This window comes from Burkholderia sp. SRS-W-2-2016, from assembly GCF_001931485.1.
Classification (GTDB): domain Bacteria; phylum Pseudomonadota; class Gammaproteobacteria; order Burkholderiales; family Burkholderiaceae; genus Paraburkholderia.
The window spans coordinates 16,546-32,694 of sequence record NZ_MSDV01000026.1; the positions used below are offsets into that span (position 1 = coordinate 16,546).

General features: G+C 64.8%; 13 protein-coding genes. 2 read left to right on the plus strand and 11 right to left on the minus strand.

The features are described 5' to 3' along the window. Window positions 1-52 precede the first annotated feature (52 nt). A complete protein-coding gene (locus tag BTH42_RS12755; protein ID WP_075299746.1) occupies window positions 53-1,171 on the minus strand; it encodes a nitronate monooxygenase family protein in 1,119 nt (372 codons plus the stop codon). A gap of 327 nt (window positions 1,172-1,498) precedes the next feature. On the opposite strand from BTH42_RS12755, the gene BTH42_RS12760 reads away from it, so the two are divergent. Continuing rightward, window positions 1,499-2,533 carry a sensor domain-containing diguanylate cyclase gene (locus tag BTH42_RS12760; RefSeq protein WP_075299748.1) on the plus strand — a complete coding sequence of 345 codons (1,035 nt, stop codon included), beginning with the start codon at window positions 1,499-1,501 and terminating at the stop codon, window positions 2,531-2,533. Window positions 2,534-3,360: 827 nt separating this feature from the next. Beyond that, the gene (locus BTH42_RS12765; protein WP_075299750.1) at window positions 3,361-4,620 is read left to right on the plus strand and encodes a cellulase family glycosylhydrolase; all 1,260 of its coding nucleotides are present in this window, start codon (window positions 3,361-3,363) and stop codon (window positions 4,618-4,620) included. A gap of 39 nt (window positions 4,621-4,659) precedes the next feature. Here BTH42_RS12765 and BTH42_RS12770 read toward each other — a convergent pair whose 3' ends face one another. The 10 genes from BTH42_RS12770 to BTH42_RS12815 all read right to left on the minus strand — a co-directional run bounded on the left by BTH42_RS12770 (window position 4,660) and on the right by BTH42_RS12815 (window position 16,111). Then, window positions 4,660-5,631 (minus strand): LysR family transcriptional regulator, encoded by a 972-nt coding sequence (locus BTH42_RS12770; RefSeq protein ID WP_075299752.1) that lies wholly within the window; start codon window positions 5,629-5,631, stop codon window positions 4,660-4,662. A 135-nt stretch (window positions 5,632-5,766) separates the two neighbouring features. Beyond that, window positions 5,767-7,398 carry an NAD(P)/FAD-dependent oxidoreductase gene (locus tag BTH42_RS12775; protein ID WP_075299754.1) on the minus strand — a complete coding sequence of 544 codons (1,632 nt, stop codon included), beginning with the start codon at window positions 7,396-7,398 and terminating at the stop codon, window positions 5,767-5,769. Further along, window positions 7,391-9,007, minus strand: a complete 1,617-nt coding sequence (locus tag BTH42_RS12780; RefSeq protein WP_075299756.1) for a class I adenylate-forming enzyme family protein — start codon at window positions 9,005-9,007, stop codon at window positions 7,391-7,393. Before BTH42_RS12780 ends, BTH42_RS12775 begins: the two co-directional genes overlap by 8 nt. Before the next feature lie 21 nt (window positions 9,008-9,028). Further along, window positions 9,029-9,754, minus strand: a complete 726-nt coding sequence (locus BTH42_RS12785) for an enoyl-CoA hydratase/isomerase family protein (RefSeq protein ID WP_075299758.1) — start codon at window positions 9,752-9,754, stop codon at window positions 9,029-9,031. 60 nt (window positions 9,755-9,814) lie between these two features. Further along, on the minus strand, window positions 9,815-10,663 hold the full coding sequence (locus tag BTH42_RS12790) for a fumarylacetoacetate hydrolase family protein (RefSeq protein ID WP_075299760.1): 849 nt from the start codon (window positions 10,661-10,663) through the stop codon (window positions 9,815-9,817). Window positions 10,664-10,748: 85 nt separating this feature from the next. Beyond that, entirely contained in the window at window positions 10,749-11,924 is a 1,176-nt protein-coding gene (locus BTH42_RS12795) for a VOC family protein (RefSeq protein WP_075299762.1), read from the minus strand. Window positions 11,925-11,999: 75 nt separating this feature from the next. Next, window positions 12,000-12,890, minus strand: a complete 891-nt coding sequence (locus BTH42_RS12800; RefSeq protein ID WP_083654772.1) for an alpha/beta hydrolase — start codon at window positions 12,888-12,890, stop codon at window positions 12,000-12,002. Between the two features lie 56 nt (window positions 12,891-12,946). Next, entirely contained in the window at window positions 12,947-14,173 is a 1,227-nt protein-coding gene (locus tag BTH42_RS12805) for an acyl-CoA dehydrogenase family protein (RefSeq protein ID WP_075299766.1), read from the minus strand. A 51-nt stretch (window positions 14,174-14,224) separates the two neighbouring features. Beyond that, window positions 14,225-14,719 carry a flavin reductase family protein gene (locus BTH42_RS12810; protein ID WP_075299768.1) on the minus strand — a complete coding sequence of 165 codons (495 nt, stop codon included), beginning with the start codon at window positions 14,717-14,719 and terminating at the stop codon, window positions 14,225-14,227. Window positions 14,720-14,932: 213 nt separating this feature from the next. After that, window positions 14,933-16,111 (minus strand): porin, encoded by a 1,179-nt coding sequence (locus BTH42_RS12815; protein ID WP_256702004.1) that lies wholly within the window; start codon window positions 16,109-16,111, stop codon window positions 14,933-14,935. Window positions 16,112-16,149 lie beyond the last annotated feature (38 nt).

The following is a 16,149-nucleotide window of genomic DNA, read 5'->3' on the forward strand; positions in this document are numbered from 1 at the left end:
ACGACGCGGGCTACGGGGTGTACGCACGCCGTAGCCCGCGTATGCATTCAATTCACGCCCAACCTTTGCCGAGCCGCTCGATACTCTCGCGCGTCTCGCGTTCCAGTTGCGCGACGAGTTCGGCGGCCGGCAACGAGCGCGCGAGGCGCGCGGCCTGCCCCGCCCACTGCGCGCCGTAACCCGTTTCGCCGGCCGCTTTGGCGGCCGCGTTGAGCGCCTTGCCCGCGTCGTAGGTGATCGGATAGGACGGCACGCGCGGCGCGTGCGGGTCCTCGCCGAGCGCGGTAAAGCGATTGACGATGCTGCGCGCGAGACGCCCCGAGATCGCCGCGGTGAAGGTGGTCTGACGCGCGGCGTCGCCGAGCAGGGCCGCGCGATACGCGTCGTCGATCGCGGTCTCCGGACAGGCGACGAACGCGGTGCCCAGTTGCGCGGCCTGCGCGCCGAGCGCGAGCGCGGCGGCGATGCCGGCGCCGTCCATGATCCCGCCGGCCGCGATCACCGGCACGTCGAACTCGCTCGCAATCAGGCGCGTGAGCGCGAAGGTGCCGAGGCGCTGGTCGCGCGCGGTGCTGTCAAACGTGCCGCGATGGCCGCCCGCTTCAATCCCCTGCGCGACGATCGCATCGACGCCCGCCTCGACCGCCGCGGCCGCTTCGTCGAGCTCGGTCGCGCTCGCCAGCAGCCGGATGCCCGCGTGCTTGAGACGGGCGATCACCGCATCGGGCGGCAAGCCGAAATGAAAACTCACGACCGCCGGCTTTTCTTCGAGCAGCATTTTCTGCATCGCTTCATCGACGACGAAGCTCGTGTAAATCTCCGTGAGCGCTTGCGGCGGCGTCGCGTTGTACTGGCGGAACACCGGCTCGAGCCAGTCGAGCCATGCACGCTCGACGGCCGCATCGGCGGTGGCCGGCCGATGGCAGAACACGTTGACGTTGAACGGCCTGGTCGTCAGTTCGCGGGTCTGGCGAATCGCCTTGCGCGCATTCTCCGCGTTCATCGCGGCGACGCCGAGCGAGCCGAGCGCGCCCGCGTTCGATACCGCGGCGGCCAGCGCCGGCGTGGTGACGCCGGCCATCGGTGCCTGGATGATCGGCTTGTGGATGCCGAGCGTGCTCAGCAACGCGCGCTGACCGTCTTTGTTCGCTGTTTCCGCTGGAGTGCTCATGGTGGTTCACGATCCTCTACGTTGAGAATTGACTGAGGCTGCGAAGGTCGCGGGCTCGACTGTGTCGATCCGGCCTGTTGGACGACAGAATGTAATCCATTTTCGCGCGCGTCGCGGGCGCCTGTCGCTCCTTGCGCGGCGCTCGACACCGCAAGATTTCCCCGTCCGCGAAAGATCCCGCGCGCCGATGCCGATAACCGTACTAACCGGCATGGCGTTTTGACCGCGACGCCCGGCCGGATCAGCAGGCTATCCGGTCAAATATACTGGCGGCTGTGCTGTTACAGTCCTGTTCAATTGAGCCACTCCAGTTCAAACGAGGTATTCATGGAATCAATGCTCGAGCGGCTTTCGGAATCGGTGGCTTCGGCGGAAAGCCTGGAGCAGCTGACGAGGCCGCTGCTCGAAATGCTGCAGATCGTCACCGGTCTGGAGTCGGTGTATCTGACTTCGATCGATGAAGCCGCGGGCATCCAGTTCGTCGACTTCGCGCGCAACAGCGGCGAGCTGCGGATCCCCGAGGGCCTCGAAGTGCCGTGGTCGGACACGCTGTGCAAGCGCTGTATCGAGGAAGGCCACCGCTTCACTTCCAGCGTCAGCACGCTGTGGCCCGACAGCGACGCGGCCAAAGCACTCGGTATCGAGACCTATGCGAGCGCGCCGATCTGCGCGAGCAACGGCCTCGTGATCGGCACGCTGTGCGCGGCCAGCAAGCAGAGCCAGACGATCGGCCCGCGTGCCCGCAGCGCGCTCAATCTGTTCTCGCGGATCATCGCCCAGCATCTGGAGCGCGAGCGCCTGCTGAAAGAACTGCAACAGTCGAACGAGTACCTCGCGAAGTCCGCGCTGACCGATGCATTGACCGGCCTGCCCAACCGGCGCGCGTTCCTCGACGAACTGAACCGCCTGCTCGCGCGCGCCGCGCGAGACGGCTCGTATGTGATCGTCGGGATGATCGACCTCGACGACTTCAAGAAGATCAACGACGAATACGGCCATGCGGCCGGCGACAGCCATCTGACCGCGTGCGCGCACCTCGTGCGCAGCGTCACGCGCGAGGGCGATATGGTCGCGCGGCTGGGCGGCGACGAATTCGCGTTCGTGAGCCCGGGCTCGCTGGACGCCGCCGACGCGAACCGCAGCGCGGACGACATTCGCACGCGCATCGCCGCGGCGGCCAATGGCGCGAGCCTGTCGGGCCGCTACTCGGCCGATCCAATCTCGCTGAGCGTCGGCGTGGTCGCGGTGCGCTTCGTCAGTGCGGATCAGGCGATCGCGCTCGCCGACGCGGCGATGTATGAGAACAAGCGCGACCGGCAACGCGCGAGAACCCGCGGCAACGGTCAGCCCGCTTCCGCGTGACACTGCAATGCGGCGCGGCGGCGGACTGATCCGGTCCGCCTATTTGCATGAAGCGCGCGCGGCTCACATCCGGATGAGCGCTCGCCGTCGCCGCGACGCGCGCGCGGAGGATCGGAATAACCAGGGTCGATTCCGAAAAAATGTTCTCGACCCGCGCGCATTTTCATCAGAGTCACCGAGCGGCGCGCGCCGGTAATTGTGTCTGATCCCGCCCTTCTCTCATCGCCCTTCGCGCGAACCTGACTGATCGCGCGTCGCGGCGCAACCGGCGTTCCCGGAACGGATGTCTAATTCTTACCGGACCCCGTCGAATTAGCCGATTCCGGACTCCGAACGAATTCACCGGCCGGTACAAAAAAGGCCGATCTTCTTCGCGAAAAGCGATCTCTGGAAAATTCCCGCTAATCGAGCAAGAAGCATCCAAATAATCCGACAAAGCCGGTATTATTCACCCCCATCGAACGGGCTAGCGCAGTGACTTTTTCCGACTCACGAGTCGGCGCAGCGCATCAGTCAGACGACGCAAGTCGTCACCCTCCACGGAGAAGCGCCCCGACCCGGCATGCCGGGCCGGCGGATCGTCATGGCACCGGCGCCATGAGTCGCGAGCTCCGGGCTCAAACCGTCGCGGCCAGTCGGCACGAACCGGCCAGCCGCGACGCGGCAGTAAGGCAGTCGTGCTCCGTTGCCACGCATCAAGCGGGTGGAACCTCATCGTTACCAGTCAGTAGTACTGGGTAATGGGTTCGCGCTCGTCGTCTTTCTGAAACTCCGACATTCAACTGTCGGTGTTCTTTCAAAACTATTCCGGTGGAAACGCATTCGCGATGATTACTCGACGTCAATTTCTCGGTTGCCTGACGGCTGTCGGCGGCAGCTATCTGATGAACGCCTATGGCCAGGTGTCCAGCACCTCGGCCGATGGGACCACGATTCCGTCGGCCTCGACCATCATCGACAAGAACGGCTCCAAGTGGACGGTCAATAACGGCGTCATCTATCGCAACGGCAGCACCGTCGGCAATACGTACAACGTGTCGCTGCTGCTGTGGTACGGCGGCAGGATCTGGCACGTCGGCACCGGCGGACAGTTCTACGTGTGCAACGACGCCGACCAGTGGCTGCCGTGCAGCGATCCGCGCGTCGCGGTCGCCGCCACCGCGGGCTCGTTCTACGGGATGAACGGCCACTTCGACTACACGTACACGCCGGCCAAACTCATCTCGATCCTGAAGGATATGGGGTGCACCAGCTATCGGGTCGGCTGTACCGACGATCCGAACCAGATCAATGCGGTCGTCAAACTCGCGCAGGCATTCCAGTCGAACGGGATGACGCTGCTGGTGCTGATCAACCACGGCATCTACGATTCGGTCGGCAATCTGTTTACCAGCGAATCGGCCGCGTACAACCACGCGCAGCAGGCGGCGATGACCATCGCCAATTCGCTGAAGCAATACGGCGTGACGATCTACGAATGCGGCAACGAGCTGACGCGCCAGAACGACACGGTGCTCAACTTCACGTACGCCGGCACCAAGGTGGTCGACTTCAACAACCAGCACTGGCCGATCATGCGCGGCGCGATGCGCGGGATGATCGACGGCGTGAAGGCCGTGCAGTCGGACGCGAAATGCGGGATCAACTTCTGCGTCGCCGACATCGGCGCGGCGGATGCGCTGTGGGACGGCATGCAACCGGACGGCTCGGGCGGCTATCCGAAGGTGCGCTGGGACATCACGACCTGGCACAACTACGAGGTGTACGGCGATATCTTCAACATCGGCAGCGACGGCGCGGGCCCGGGCTTCGATCTGCCCGCCTACTGCAAGGCGCGCTATGGGGTGCCGTTCATCATCACCGAATGGAATACCGGTCCGGAGAAGAACGAGGATTACCGCGCCAGCTTCGTCACGAGCCGGCTGGGCAAGTACTACGGCGGGCGCAAGACGAGCAACGTTCAGTCGGTGATGTACTACGTGCTCGACAGCGGAGACCAGACGTACGGGATCATGATAAACGGCACGCCGATCAGCGCGCCGTATAACGCGTTCAAGAGTTTTGTGGCGAGTAATCCGGATAATTGAGCGGATAACTGGGCGGCCGCGCTTCTCCAGCCATCGAGGTCAGGACGCCGCGGCCGCGACCCGCGGCGCGGTATGCGCGGCGTCGCTGCGCAAGCCAGCCGCCGCGCTGCGGATTTCGTTGATGAAATAGGACAGCCACGGCGTCGTCACCTCGCCGCTGCGGCGGAACAGCATCGTGCCGAATTGCGGAAGCGTCCAGTTTCCCTTCAGCACCTTGAGCGAACCCGAGTGCACGTCGTCGTGGAACCAGATCGACGAACAGAACGCGACATAGTCGTCCTCGTACACGAGGTGCCGCATCACCGCATGCGACAGCGTTTCGACGCGATGGTCGCCGAGTTCGCAGCCGTGGCGGCTCAGTTCGAGATTGAGCGCGCGTTCGACCGGACTCGAACTGAGCACCGGCATCACCAGTTGTTCACGGCTGACCAGTTCGCTGAAGTTCAGCGCGGCTTCGCTGGCAAGCGGATGGCCGGCGCGCACACAGAAATAAAACTCCTCTTCGAGCAGGCGTTCGCTGATCAGATCGGAAAACAGGCCGTCGGGCTGCTCGATGCCCAGCACCAGATCGAGTTCGCAGTTCTTCAGCTTGTGCAGCAGTTCATGCGTCCGCCCTTCGATCAGATTGATCTGCATTTTGCCGAGCCTGCGTTTGGTCCGGCTCACCGCGGTCGGCAGGATATGGTTCATCGACACCGAACCCGCCCCGCAGGTGATTCTGCTTTCGTTGTCGCCGCGAATCGCCTGCACCACGGCGAGCGCCTTGTTCAGCTCCGATTCGGCGGCCTGAATATGGTCCAGCATCGCCTTGCCGCACTCGGTGGCGCTCACGCCGCGCGCCGAACGATGCAGCAACTGGGCGCCGAGCACCTCCTCCAGCCGCATGATGCTGCGCGTGAGCGCCGGTTGCGTAATCCCGAGCACCGTGGAGGCCGCACTGATGTTGCCGTACTCCACCACGGTGGCGAAATGCTCGAGATTGGTCATGTAACGCGAAAGTTTCGACCGCATGCTGTCTCCTTTGCCCGGATGGCTTCAGCCATCCGGTGCGGCCCGGGCTGCTGCACGGAATAATCGTTTCCAGTTTCTATCTCGTTATTCTAGTCGGGGCCGGCCGGGACCGGCCATCCGGTCAATACCGAATGCTCAATTCAGCACGAACCCTTCATAGCCGCTTTCCGCGGCCTTTTCGCACTGCGCGCGGTAATCGGGCGCGCTGCCGACGTAGATCAGCGCCCGCTTCGTCACCGTGCCGTCCGGGTTCTGTGTGACCCGGGCCCACCACGCGTCGCTGTCGGCCAGCAGGGTTTTCGCGTAGACCTGATACACCTGTTCGGTCCATGCGGCCTGGTAGCCGGGATCGGCTTCCGCGTATTCGAGGCCGTTGCGATGCATGTGTTCGATCATCCGCGCGACCCATTCGACCTGCAGCGCGCCGCACACGCCGATGTTGCAGAACGACGCGCCGTTGTGCGCGCCCACCAGCGTGAACAGGTTCGGGAAGCCGGTAATCTGGAGTCCGAGATAAGTCTGTGGGCCGTCGGCCCACACTTCCTTCAGACGTTGGCCGTCCTTGCCGCGAATGTCGATGCGGTCGAGCGCGCCGGTCACGCCGTCGAAACCGGTCGCGAAGATCAGCACGTCGAGTTCGATTTCCCTGCCGCCGACCACCACGCCGTTCGGCGTGATGCGCTCGATCGGCGATTCGCCGATATCGACCAGTTCGACGTTGGGCTGGTTGTACACCTCGTAATAGCGGGTCTCCAGTGGCACCCGGCGCGTACCGAACGGATGATTTTTCGGAATCAGCTTCTCGGCCACGCTCGGATCGGCCACCCGCGAGCGAATCTTGGCGGCGATGAAATCCGCCAGATACTGGTTCGAGGTCCGGTTGGTCAACAGATCGCGGTAGCCCGAAAGCCAGATGCCATAGCCGGGCATGTCGTACAGCGATTCGAACAGCGCCTCGCGCTCCTCGTGACTCGCCTCGTGGGCTTTTTTCGTGTGACGCTGATACGGGAACGCCGTCTCGGTCGTCTTGATGAAGTCCAGAAAAGCGTCGGGTTTGCCGCGCAAGCGCTCGATCAGTTCGGGGTCGAGCGCGTGATTGCCGAGCGGCGCGCACCAGTTCGGCGTGCGCTGGAACACGTGCAGTTGCTGCGCGGTCTTCGCGACCACCGGGATGATCTGCACGCCGGTCGCGCCGGTGCCGATCACGCCGACCCGCTTGCCGGTGAAATCGGTGGCGCTGGCCGCCGCATCGCGCGGCCAGCGCGACGAATGGAACGACAGGCCGGTGAAGCTTTCGATACCGGGAATCGCCGGCATCCGCGTCGCCGACAGCGGCCCGACCGCGGACAGCAGGAACCGGCAGGTCGCCTCGCGGCCGTCCGCGAGTGTCAGGCGCCAGCAGCGTTGCGTGTCGTCGAAATGCGCGGCGCTCACCTGTACCTCGAATTCATAGTGACGGCGCACGTCCATTTTGTCGGCCGCGTATTGCGCGTAGCGCAGCAACTCGGCCTGACCGGCGAAACGCTCGCTCCACTGCCACTCCGGGATGATGCCGTTGAGCGCGAAGTAGCCGTACGCATAGCTTTCTGTGTCGAGCCGGCAGCCCGGATACCGGTTCCAGTACCAGGTGCCGCCGACATCCGAGCCCGCCTCGTAGCCGCGTACCGTCAGCCCCATCCGCTCCAGCAGCCAGGTCTGGTACATGCCGGTAATGCCGGCGCCGATCACGACGGCATCGAAATCGGGTTTGGTCCGTTGTTCAAGCATTTTCCTGCTCCATTGCAGTCAACATCGCACGCAATTGCGCCTTCATGATCTTCCCGGTCGAGGTCAGCGGCATCTGTTCGACGAAGCGGAAAGTCACCGGCACCTTGTAATCAGCCAGACTGTCGCGGCAATGCGCGAGCAGTGCTTCGACATTTGGCGGCGCCTGCCCGGGATCGATCGCGACGAATGCGCAGACCTGTTCGCCGAACAGCGGATCGGGTTGACCGACGACCGCCGCCGCCTTGACGAGCGGATGCCTGAGCAGCACCTGCTCGACCTCGCTCGAATAGATGTTTTCGCCGCCGCGGATGATCATGTCCTTCTTGCGGTCGACCAGCGTGATCAGCCCGTCGTCGCTCTGGAAGCCGAGGTCGCCGGTATGCAGCCAGCCGTTGCGCAACGTCGCGCTAGTGGCCGCTTCGTCGCGCAGATACGCGCGCATCACATTCGGGCCGCGCGCGACCAGTTCGCCCACCTGACCGCGTGGCAATTCGCGGTCGTCGGCATCGAAGATCGCCACTTCGACGGCCGCCATCGGCAGACCGACCGAACCGGCCCGCTCGACCGCGAGCGCGCCCGGCAGCGTCACCAGCGTGCCGCCCGACTCGGTCTGCCCCATCCCGTGCACCAGCGACGCATTCGGGAACAGCGCCTGCACGTCGCCCAGACGCGCGATCGTCATCGGCGCGGCGCCGAAATCGAGGGTCTTCACGCTATCGAGCACGACGCCTTGTGCGCGCGCCTTGTCGACCATCAGCAGCAGGATCGACGGCACCGCGAACAGCGCGGTGATGCGCTCGCGGCGCACCAGTTCGATCGCGGACTCGGTGCCGTATTGATCGATATAAAGCGTGCCGCCGATGAACAGCACCGGGAAAAAGCAGGTGTGCGCGGCGATATGGAACAGCGGCGTGACGGCCAGCAGGCGCGCATCGTCGTGGTCGTATTCCCACGCGCCCGGCGATTGCAGCGCGTCGGCGAACAGCGACGCATGGGTATGCACGACGCCCTTCGGCTTGCCGGTCGTACCCGACGTGTAATAGACAGCGGCCGGCGCATTTGCGTCGATGCGCGGTTCGTGCCGGTAGCGCGGCGAGCCTGCCACCGGCACCGCGGCCGTGACATCGACCAGCAACTGCGCCACCTCGACGCGATGCGTGTCGCGAACCTGCCCGAGCAGCGCGGCGAACGCCGGCTCGGAGACGGTCAGCACGCTCTGCGAATGCTCGAGGATGAAGGCGAGTTCAGCCGCCACCAGGCGATTGTTCAACGGCACGGCGACCGCGCCGAGACCGAGCACCGCCAGATACCAGACCAGGTAGTGATCGCTGTTGTTCATCAGCAGCGCCACCGCCTGCTGCTCGCGCACGCCGCGCTCGTGGAGCAACTGGCGTGCGGTGTCGACCGCGTCCAGCAACTGCGCGTAGCTCAGCATGCGCCCACGGTACGCGACCGCGGGCTGTGCGCTGCGCTGCTGTGCGCGTTCACGCAGCAGGCTGGTGTAGGTCCGCCCGGCGCTGCCGGCCAGCTCCGCGAGAATTTCGCGGCCGCGTTGCCTGCGCTGCGCGGCGACCGCGTCGATCCGTTCAACGACGGAATGTGCTTGCATGTCGATTCTCATGGTTGGAATTCACAGGGACGCCGCGTGCTCGCGCCCGAGTCGCAGCGCCCGGAAGAAGTCGTCGGCGTCGAGTTCGCGCAGCCAGCGTTTGGTGGCCGCGAGCGCGTCCGGCGGCAGGTCGAGCCAGCTATCCAGACGGTTGCGCACGAGCGCGTCGAGCGTTTCCGTCGCGCCGACCCGCGTCACGATCCCAAAGCCCTGCGCGTCCACGCTGGTCCACGGCGTTTCGTCGTACAGCACGCGGCGCAGCGCGGCGGGCGTCGTGATCTGCCGCAACACCGGCACGATCGCCGACGGTACGAGGCCGAGCTTCAGTTCGGGCAGATGCCAGCTCGCGTCGCGCAGCGCGACCACGTCGTCGCACAGGCTCAGCAGCGCGACCGCGCCGCCGAGCACGGTCCCCTGCACCCGCGCCACCACCGGCCTGGTCAGGCCGTACAGCTCGTGCAGCAGCGCGACCAGCGCGTCGTTGCCTTCGCGCCAGCGCGCGTCGTCGCCGTGTTGCCGCGCGCCGGCCCAGCCGAGGTCGGCGCCGGTGCAAAAGTGCCTGCCATTGGCCCGCAGCAGGATCACGCCGACCTCGGGATCGCGCTGCGCGGCCTGCAGCGCCGCGCGCAACTCGTGCAGCAGCGCAATCGATAACGCATTACCGCGCTGCGGCCGGTCGAGCGTGATCGTCGCAATCCGGCCGGCCACCGCGTACAGGACCACGCTCTCCGTCATTTGCTCGCTCACTCTGGAATCCTTATTAATGAGCCACCCTGCACGGCGAACCGCCGCGCGGCGGCGCAGCGCTCAATCGGCGGCGACCGTGTTGCGCAGTACGCCCACCCGCTCGATTTCAACTTCCACGGTATCGCCGTCCCGCATCCACAGCGGCGGCTTGCGCATCGCGCCGATCCCGCCGGGCGTGCCGGTCACGATCACGTCACCGGCTTCGAGCGGCGCAATCGTGGACAGGTGGGCGATCTGCGCGGCAATGTCGTGGATCATCATGCGCGTCGACGAGCGCTGGACCTCAGCGCCGTTCAGCCGCGTGACGAGCGCGAGGTCACTGCCGAACGGAATTTCGTCGGCCGTCACCAGCCACGGACCGAAACTGCCGGTGCGCCAGAAGTTCTTGCCGACATCCCATTGCGACGTGCGCAGTTGCCAGTCGCGCACGCTGACGTCGTTGTAGCAGGCGTAACCGGCCACGTGCCGGTGCGCCTCAGCGGCTGCGATGCGGCGCCCCGCCCTGCTGATCACGACGGCCATTTCGCCCTCGAAATCGAACTGCTCCGACTCGCGCGGGCGCAGCACCGGCGCGTCGTGCGCGACCTGCGAGCTGGCCGTGCGCAGGAAAAACAGCGGCGCGTTGGCGGGCTGCGCGCCGCACTCGTCGACGTGCTCGTGGTAGTTCAGGCCGCAGCACCAGATCTTGCCGGGAGCCGGAATCACCGGCAGCAGCGTGACCCGTTCAAGCGGCAAGTCGGCCGCGCGCCCCTGTGCCAGCGCGGCGAGTTCCGCGACCGCATCGGCGGCGAGGACCGCGCGCAGATCGGCATAACGTCCGTCGCACAACTGCTTCAGATCGACGATGCCGCGCTCGACCACCGCGCCATAACTTGCGACGCCGTCGATTTCATAACTGGCCAGTTTCATCGTGTTCCTTCGTGATCCTGATTGAATTCCGGGCGGTAGGCTCCGCTAGTTACCTGCCGCCCGGCGCGATCCGCCAGCAGTGCGCTCAGGCGAGCGGACCCTGCCGCAACTGGCTCGCGTAGCTCGATGCGGTGCCGTCCAGCTGCTCCGGCCACTCCGCCGCCGGCGCATCGCCCGCGCGCGCGCCGGTTGCGGAGCCGAACTGGTCCATCTCGAAGTAAAGCTGCACGCAATGCAGCTCGTCCAGCATGAAGTGCAACGCATGCCCGATGCCCGGATGCAGCGCGGCCGGCAGGCCGATCTCCTTGAGTCCCGCGTCGAGCAGAAACTTGCGGGCGTCCTTCAACTGCCGGTAGGTCTGCACCCGCAAGCCGAAACTCATCAGCAGTGTTTTCGGATGCATCCCGAGGCTCGCGCGCAGTGCCACCGGTATCAGCGCAATGCTGTGGTGCTCGGCGCCCGCGCGCAGAAACACGCAGCGCTCGCCCGCATACGTCACTTCCGCCGACTTCGTCAGGCCGATGATCTCGGTATAGAAGCGCTCCGATGCCGCGAGGTCATTGACGAAAATCCGCACCGGACCGACCGCGCCCACCTTGAACGGACGCTGCAACAGCACGCCGCCGACATCGTAGGTATAGGGCAAAGCCGATTCGCGGCCGTAGCCGGACAGCAGATCGATACCGTTCTCGCGCGCCTGCTGAACCTCGTGTACCTCCGGCTGCTGCGGCAGCGGGAACTCTTCGTACGGCAAGTGGTTGTACATCGCCGCCGGCTTGCTCACGCCGTTCCAGCCGACCTGCTCCATCCCGTAGAACAGTTCGACCCGGTGGCCGTCCGGATCGTACGCGTAGACCGCCCAGTTGCTGCCCGGCAGGTCGCGGCCGATGCGGGCAATCTTGACGCCGTGCTTCTGGAAATATCGATGCGCGTCGTTCACTTCGCGCAGGCTGTTCACCTGAAACGAGATCTGATTGAGCGTTGCGCCGGCCTCGTAGTACGCGCGCCGCACCGGATCGGCGGTGTCCGGGTTGATCGCCACCAGCGCATGGTGATCGGTATTGCAGGTCGTGAAGCAACCGAGCAGTTGGCCTTCCTTGCCAACCAGCCGGTCGGTCTGCCGCAGGCCGAAGCTATCGACGAGCCGCTGCTCGCCGCCTTGCGTGTCCGCGCACCACAGACCGAGATGGCCCAACCGTACTGCCTTGAAGGGTTGCGCGAACATCACGCCGCCCACGTCGTACCGCTCCTCGCGATTCATGCCGCCGTCTCCATAGTTGATCGATTCGGGATGTGCGGGTGTGGCTGCCCCGCGGGCCCGGCCACACACCCGCTATCAGCGCGACAGATGCTGATGCGCGAACTCCACCACCTTCTGCATCGCGGCCACCGAGGCCGGCAGCGTCGGATGCATGGTCGTGAACATCATCGGCGCCTCGTAGACCGCCAGTTCGATCTCGCCGCCCGCTTCCCGGTAGCGCTGCATGAAGCGATCGGCCTCGGTTCCCGGCACTTCGGATTCGATGTCGTGGTAGTTGTGCACGTCGTCGTCGGTGGCGAGCACCCACAGCGCCGGCGGCAGAAAGACCGGCTCGCCGCGTTCGAGGACCAGCGTCGGGCTGCCTTCCTTCATGTTGGCTTCGGTCTGCCAGTAGCCGTCGTGCAGACCGATCACCTCGGCGGCCCAGTCCGGCGCATTGCCCTCAGCCAGCAGGCGCTTCGCATAGCGATAGCGGCCGTACGGATTGATCACTGGCCACAGCATCGACACGCATCTGACCGTCGCGTCGACCTCCGGCGAGCCCTGCGGCAGCGCGATCGCCGCGTATTGCGCATCGTGCGGGCGCATCGCCACGAGCATCCCGAGGTGGCCGCCGCTCGAATTGCCGGACAGTCCGATGCGTTCAGGATCGACCTTGAAACGCGCGGCATTCGCCTTCAGCCAGCGGATCCCGTAGTTGATGTCGGACGGCGACTTCGGATAGGCGCCCTGCACGCCCTGGCGGAAATCGAGCGACACCACCACCAGACCCGAGCGGGCCAGCGCCTCGTGAACCGCCTTGCCGCGGGTCCGGTCGAACTTGCTCCACGCGCCGCCATGCAGCTCGATCACGGCCGCGAACGGGCCTTCACCGTCGGGCGTGTAGACGCGCGCCAGCAGCTCCACGTCGTCGTGCTTCAGATAGACCACGTCCTCGACCTTGATAGCTTCCATCTGCTCTACCATCTTCAGTATTCCTCATCTAGGTTTGTGCAATCCCGCCAATCGGTTTCGCTGTCCGCTCAGCCCGCCATCCCGAGCAGCATCCGGCCGTATGGAACCATCGCCGCCTCCCAGTTCGCGCCGAAGTGCGAACCGGTGGTCAGGGAATCCCGGTACCACGACTGCAACGGGTTGCGGTCGTGCACGATCTCCGCGCTGGTGGTCGACACCAGCGTTTCGATGCCGCGCCGCGCGACCCGGTTCGCCCACACCGAATCGCGATGCGCCGCCTGCGCGTCATGCGGGCTCACGCACTTGCCGGAAGCGATCAGATCGGCCACGTGCCGGTGCCGGCGATGCGCGACGAAGATCGCCGCGTCGATGTCCGCGGCGGCCTCGCCGAGCTTGCACTGAATGATCTGCGAGTCGGACAGCGTGGTCGTGCCGCGCGAGACCCGCCCGCGCATCGTCAGCCCGGTGTGTTCGAGCACGAGACGCGCGAGCGCGAGCGTCACCGGCAACTGCGTGAAGATCGCGAACGCCGCGCGCGGCGCCTTCAACAGCGGATAGTCGGGATGCACCGCACTGCCCGGGGTCTCGCCTTTTTTCAGATCCGCGTCGCTCACCATCCGATGCTCCGGCACGAACACGTCGCCAAGCGAGACCGTGTTGCTGCCGGTGCCACGCAGCCCCAGCGTCTGCCAGTCATCGAGGATCGTCACGTCGGACATCGGCACCAGCAGGTACTGCAGCGAGCGGCCGCCGTCGTGTTCGACCCACGCGCCCACCACCAGCCATTCCGCGTGTTTGCAGCCGCTCGCAAACGGATAGGTGCCGGAGATGCGGTAGCCGCCCTTCGCCCGTTGCGCGATCGCGCGCGGCGCGAGGCTCGAAGCGACCACCGCGAGCGGATTCGAGCCCCACAGGTCTTCCTGCGCCTGCTCGGGAAAACAGCCGGCGACCCACGCGTGCTCGCCGAATACCGACAGCACCCATGCGCTCGACGGACAGCCCATCGCGAGTTCCTCCACCACGCGCGAGAGCAGCAATGGGGAGCTTTGCAGCCCGCCGTAGCGCTTCGGCTGGAGAATGCGCGAGAGTCCGGTTGCGCGGAAACAGTCGACGGTTGCCTGCGGGACGTTGCGCTGGCGCAGGCAGTCCGCCTCGCGCTCTTTCAGCACGTCGACCATGTCGAGTGCGGTGTCGAACAGCTTGCGCTCGGCGTCGTTCATCCAGCTGTCGTCGACCATCCGGTAGGACGGCAGCGGCGACTTCACAGCGTTTTCGATTACCTGCTGATTGACCATCTTGATACCCCGGTGAAGAACGGTTCGTGATTGACGGGTGCGCTAGCGCACTCAGTTATGCGCCGAAATACCGGCATAGCCGCTGCGGTAGTAGAGCAATGGCGCGCTTTGCTCGACCGCATGCACGTCCACCACGCGGCCGACGAAAATAGAGTGCGTGCCCGATTCGATCGCTTCGCCCAGCTCGCAATCGAACGCAACCAGCGCATCCATCAGCACCGGCGCGCCGGTCTTCAGCGTCGACCAGCGGCCGGACTCGAAGCGCTCCGCGCGCACCAGATGATTCGCGAAGCGTTGGGCCACCTCGCTCTGCTGCGCGGACAGCACATTCACGCAGAACCTGCGGCTTGCGACGATCATCTGATGGGTCGAGTTCTGGCGATTCACGCAAATCACCAGTTGGGCCGGCGCCGCGGAAAGCGAGCAAACTGCGGTGGCGGTCATGCCGCCGCGCTGTGCATCGGCGACGCTGGTAATCAGCGTGACGCCGGCGGCCAGGTTCTTCATCGCGGACTTGAAATCCGCTTCACTCACGGTCTCTAACATGTCTCCACTCCGTATTTGTCGCATTACCGCAACCGGGTCAGCTACGGATTCATGGTATCCACCGCCGCAACCGCTGTGAAATGCTATTTCTGACGAGGCCATGCATGGGGTGCATGACTGACTTGCATGGCCAACGCGCACTGCTTCATTCGCGCGACGTGAGCGCGCCGGCCTGCTGGCCGGCGTCGCTAATTACATCTTTACGGGTCTTCTTTAGAACCGGTGGCACAGGCCGAATACCGCGGCAATCTGCGTACTCGTGCTGGACGGCGCGCCGGTCAGCATGATCCACGGATGCAGATTATTCGAGGTCTTCTGATAGAACGCGTCCACGTAGAGATTCGTGCGCTTGGACAGGAAGTACGACACGCCAACGTTGGTTTGCCAGTAGTTGCCCGAGGCCGAACCCTCAGTGGCATGCGTATAGGCCTGCGAGAACGAGCCGATCAGGTCCGGCGCGAAGTCGTAGCGCACGCTGCCTTCGAGGTTCTGGAAGTGCACGGAGCCGCTACCGCCACCGCTTCCCGTCGCCCCGGAAAATAGCGAGCCGGTGGCCGGATTATCGAATTGGGTGTTGGTATAGAGCAGGCCGAAATTGGCGCGACCGACCGTATATCTTCCTCCCACCGCCCATTCCTGAACGGCCGATGCGGTGGCGAGAAAAGGCGTGGTCGAATAACTGAAATAGGAGTCCGACGGAATTGCGCCATTGGTGTCCTTGTTGACTGCCGGATTGTCGAGATGCACATAAGCGGTGGCCAACTGCAGATTGCCTTTCGTGTAGGTCGCGCCGACGCTCCACGAACGGTTGCTGGCGAAATTGGTCGAGTTCGAGAATGCGTACATCGCTTCGGCCTGCAGACCGGCGTAGACGGGGCTCACGTATTTGACCGAATTGTCGGTCCGATAGGTCAGGAAACCTTCGTTATCCAGCGGATGTAACGCAGAACCGGTGAGGGTCGTGCTGCCCAGCAATGGCGCGATGAAATCCTGCAGCGGACTATATTGCCGGCCCATGCTCAGCGTCCCGTACTGTTTGGAGGTCAGTCCCACCCATGCCTGCCGGCCGAACAGACGGCCGCCCTGCAGCGACGCACCGGTGAACTGGTTGAAGCCGTTTTCCAGATGCGCGACGGTGCTCACACCGCCCCCGAGATCTTCGACCACCCTCAACCCCCAGCGCGGTGCGAGCAGCGGACCGCTGAGGGTCTGCCACGACGAATGTCCGCCGGTGTTGCTGGTGTAAAGAATGCCGCCGTCGAGGATCCCGAACAGCGTCACGCTGCTTTGCGCATGGGCCGCTCCCGCGGTGGACATCAGAACCCCCAGCGCGAGAGCCGGTTTTTTCAGGCGCATGGTTGCAAGCATGCGTGCGACGGTAGATGCCATCATTCGTGATCCTAATTTAATAGTGTAGATTTTTGCCGTCT

Bases quoted from the DNA above. Each gene is read 5' to 3' on its own strand.
- BTH42_RS12755 (WP_075299746.1), bottom strand. From the start codon at position 1,171: ATGAGCACTCCAGCGGAAACAGCGAACAAAGACGGTCAGCGCGCGTTG.
- BTH42_RS12775 (WP_075299754.1), bottom strand. From the start codon at position 7,398: ATGCTTGAACAACGGACCAAACCCGATTTCGATGCCGTCGTGATCGGC.
- BTH42_RS12810 (WP_075299768.1), bottom strand. From the start codon at position 14,719: ATGTTAGAGACCGTGAGTGAAGCGGATTTCAAGTCCGCGATGAAGAAC.
- BTH42_RS12780 (WP_075299756.1), bottom strand. From the start codon at position 9,007: ATGCAAGCACATTCCGTCGTTGAACGGATCGACGCGGTCGCCGCGCAG.
- BTH42_RS12760 (WP_075299748.1), top strand. From the start codon at position 1,499: ATGGAATCAATGCTCGAGCGGCTTTCGGAATCGGTGGCTTCGGCGGAA.
- BTH42_RS12815 (WP_256702004.1), bottom strand. From the start codon at position 16,111: ATGATGGCATCTACCGTCGCACGCATGCTTGCAACCATGCGCCTGAAA.
- BTH42_RS12805 (WP_075299766.1), bottom strand. From the start codon at position 14,173: ATGGTCAATCAGCAGGTAATCGAAAACGCTGTGAAGTCGCCGCTGCCG.
- BTH42_RS12795 (WP_075299762.1), bottom strand. From the start codon at position 11,924: ATGAATCGCGAGGAGCGGTACGACGTGGGCGGCGTGATGTTCGCGCAA.
- BTH42_RS12770 (WP_075299752.1), bottom strand. From the start codon at position 5,631: ATGCGGTCGAAACTTTCGCGTTACATGACCAATCTCGAGCATTTCGCC.
- BTH42_RS12790 (WP_075299760.1), bottom strand. From the start codon at position 10,663: ATGAAACTGGCCAGTTATGAAATCGACGGCGTCGCAAGTTATGGCGCG.
- BTH42_RS12765 (WP_075299750.1), top strand. From the start codon at position 3,361: ATGATTACTCGACGTCAATTTCTCGGTTGCCTGACGGCTGTCGGCGGC.
- BTH42_RS12800 (WP_083654772.1), bottom strand. From the start codon at position 12,890: ATGGTAGAGCAGATGGAAGCTATCAAGGTCGAGGACGTGGTCTATCTG.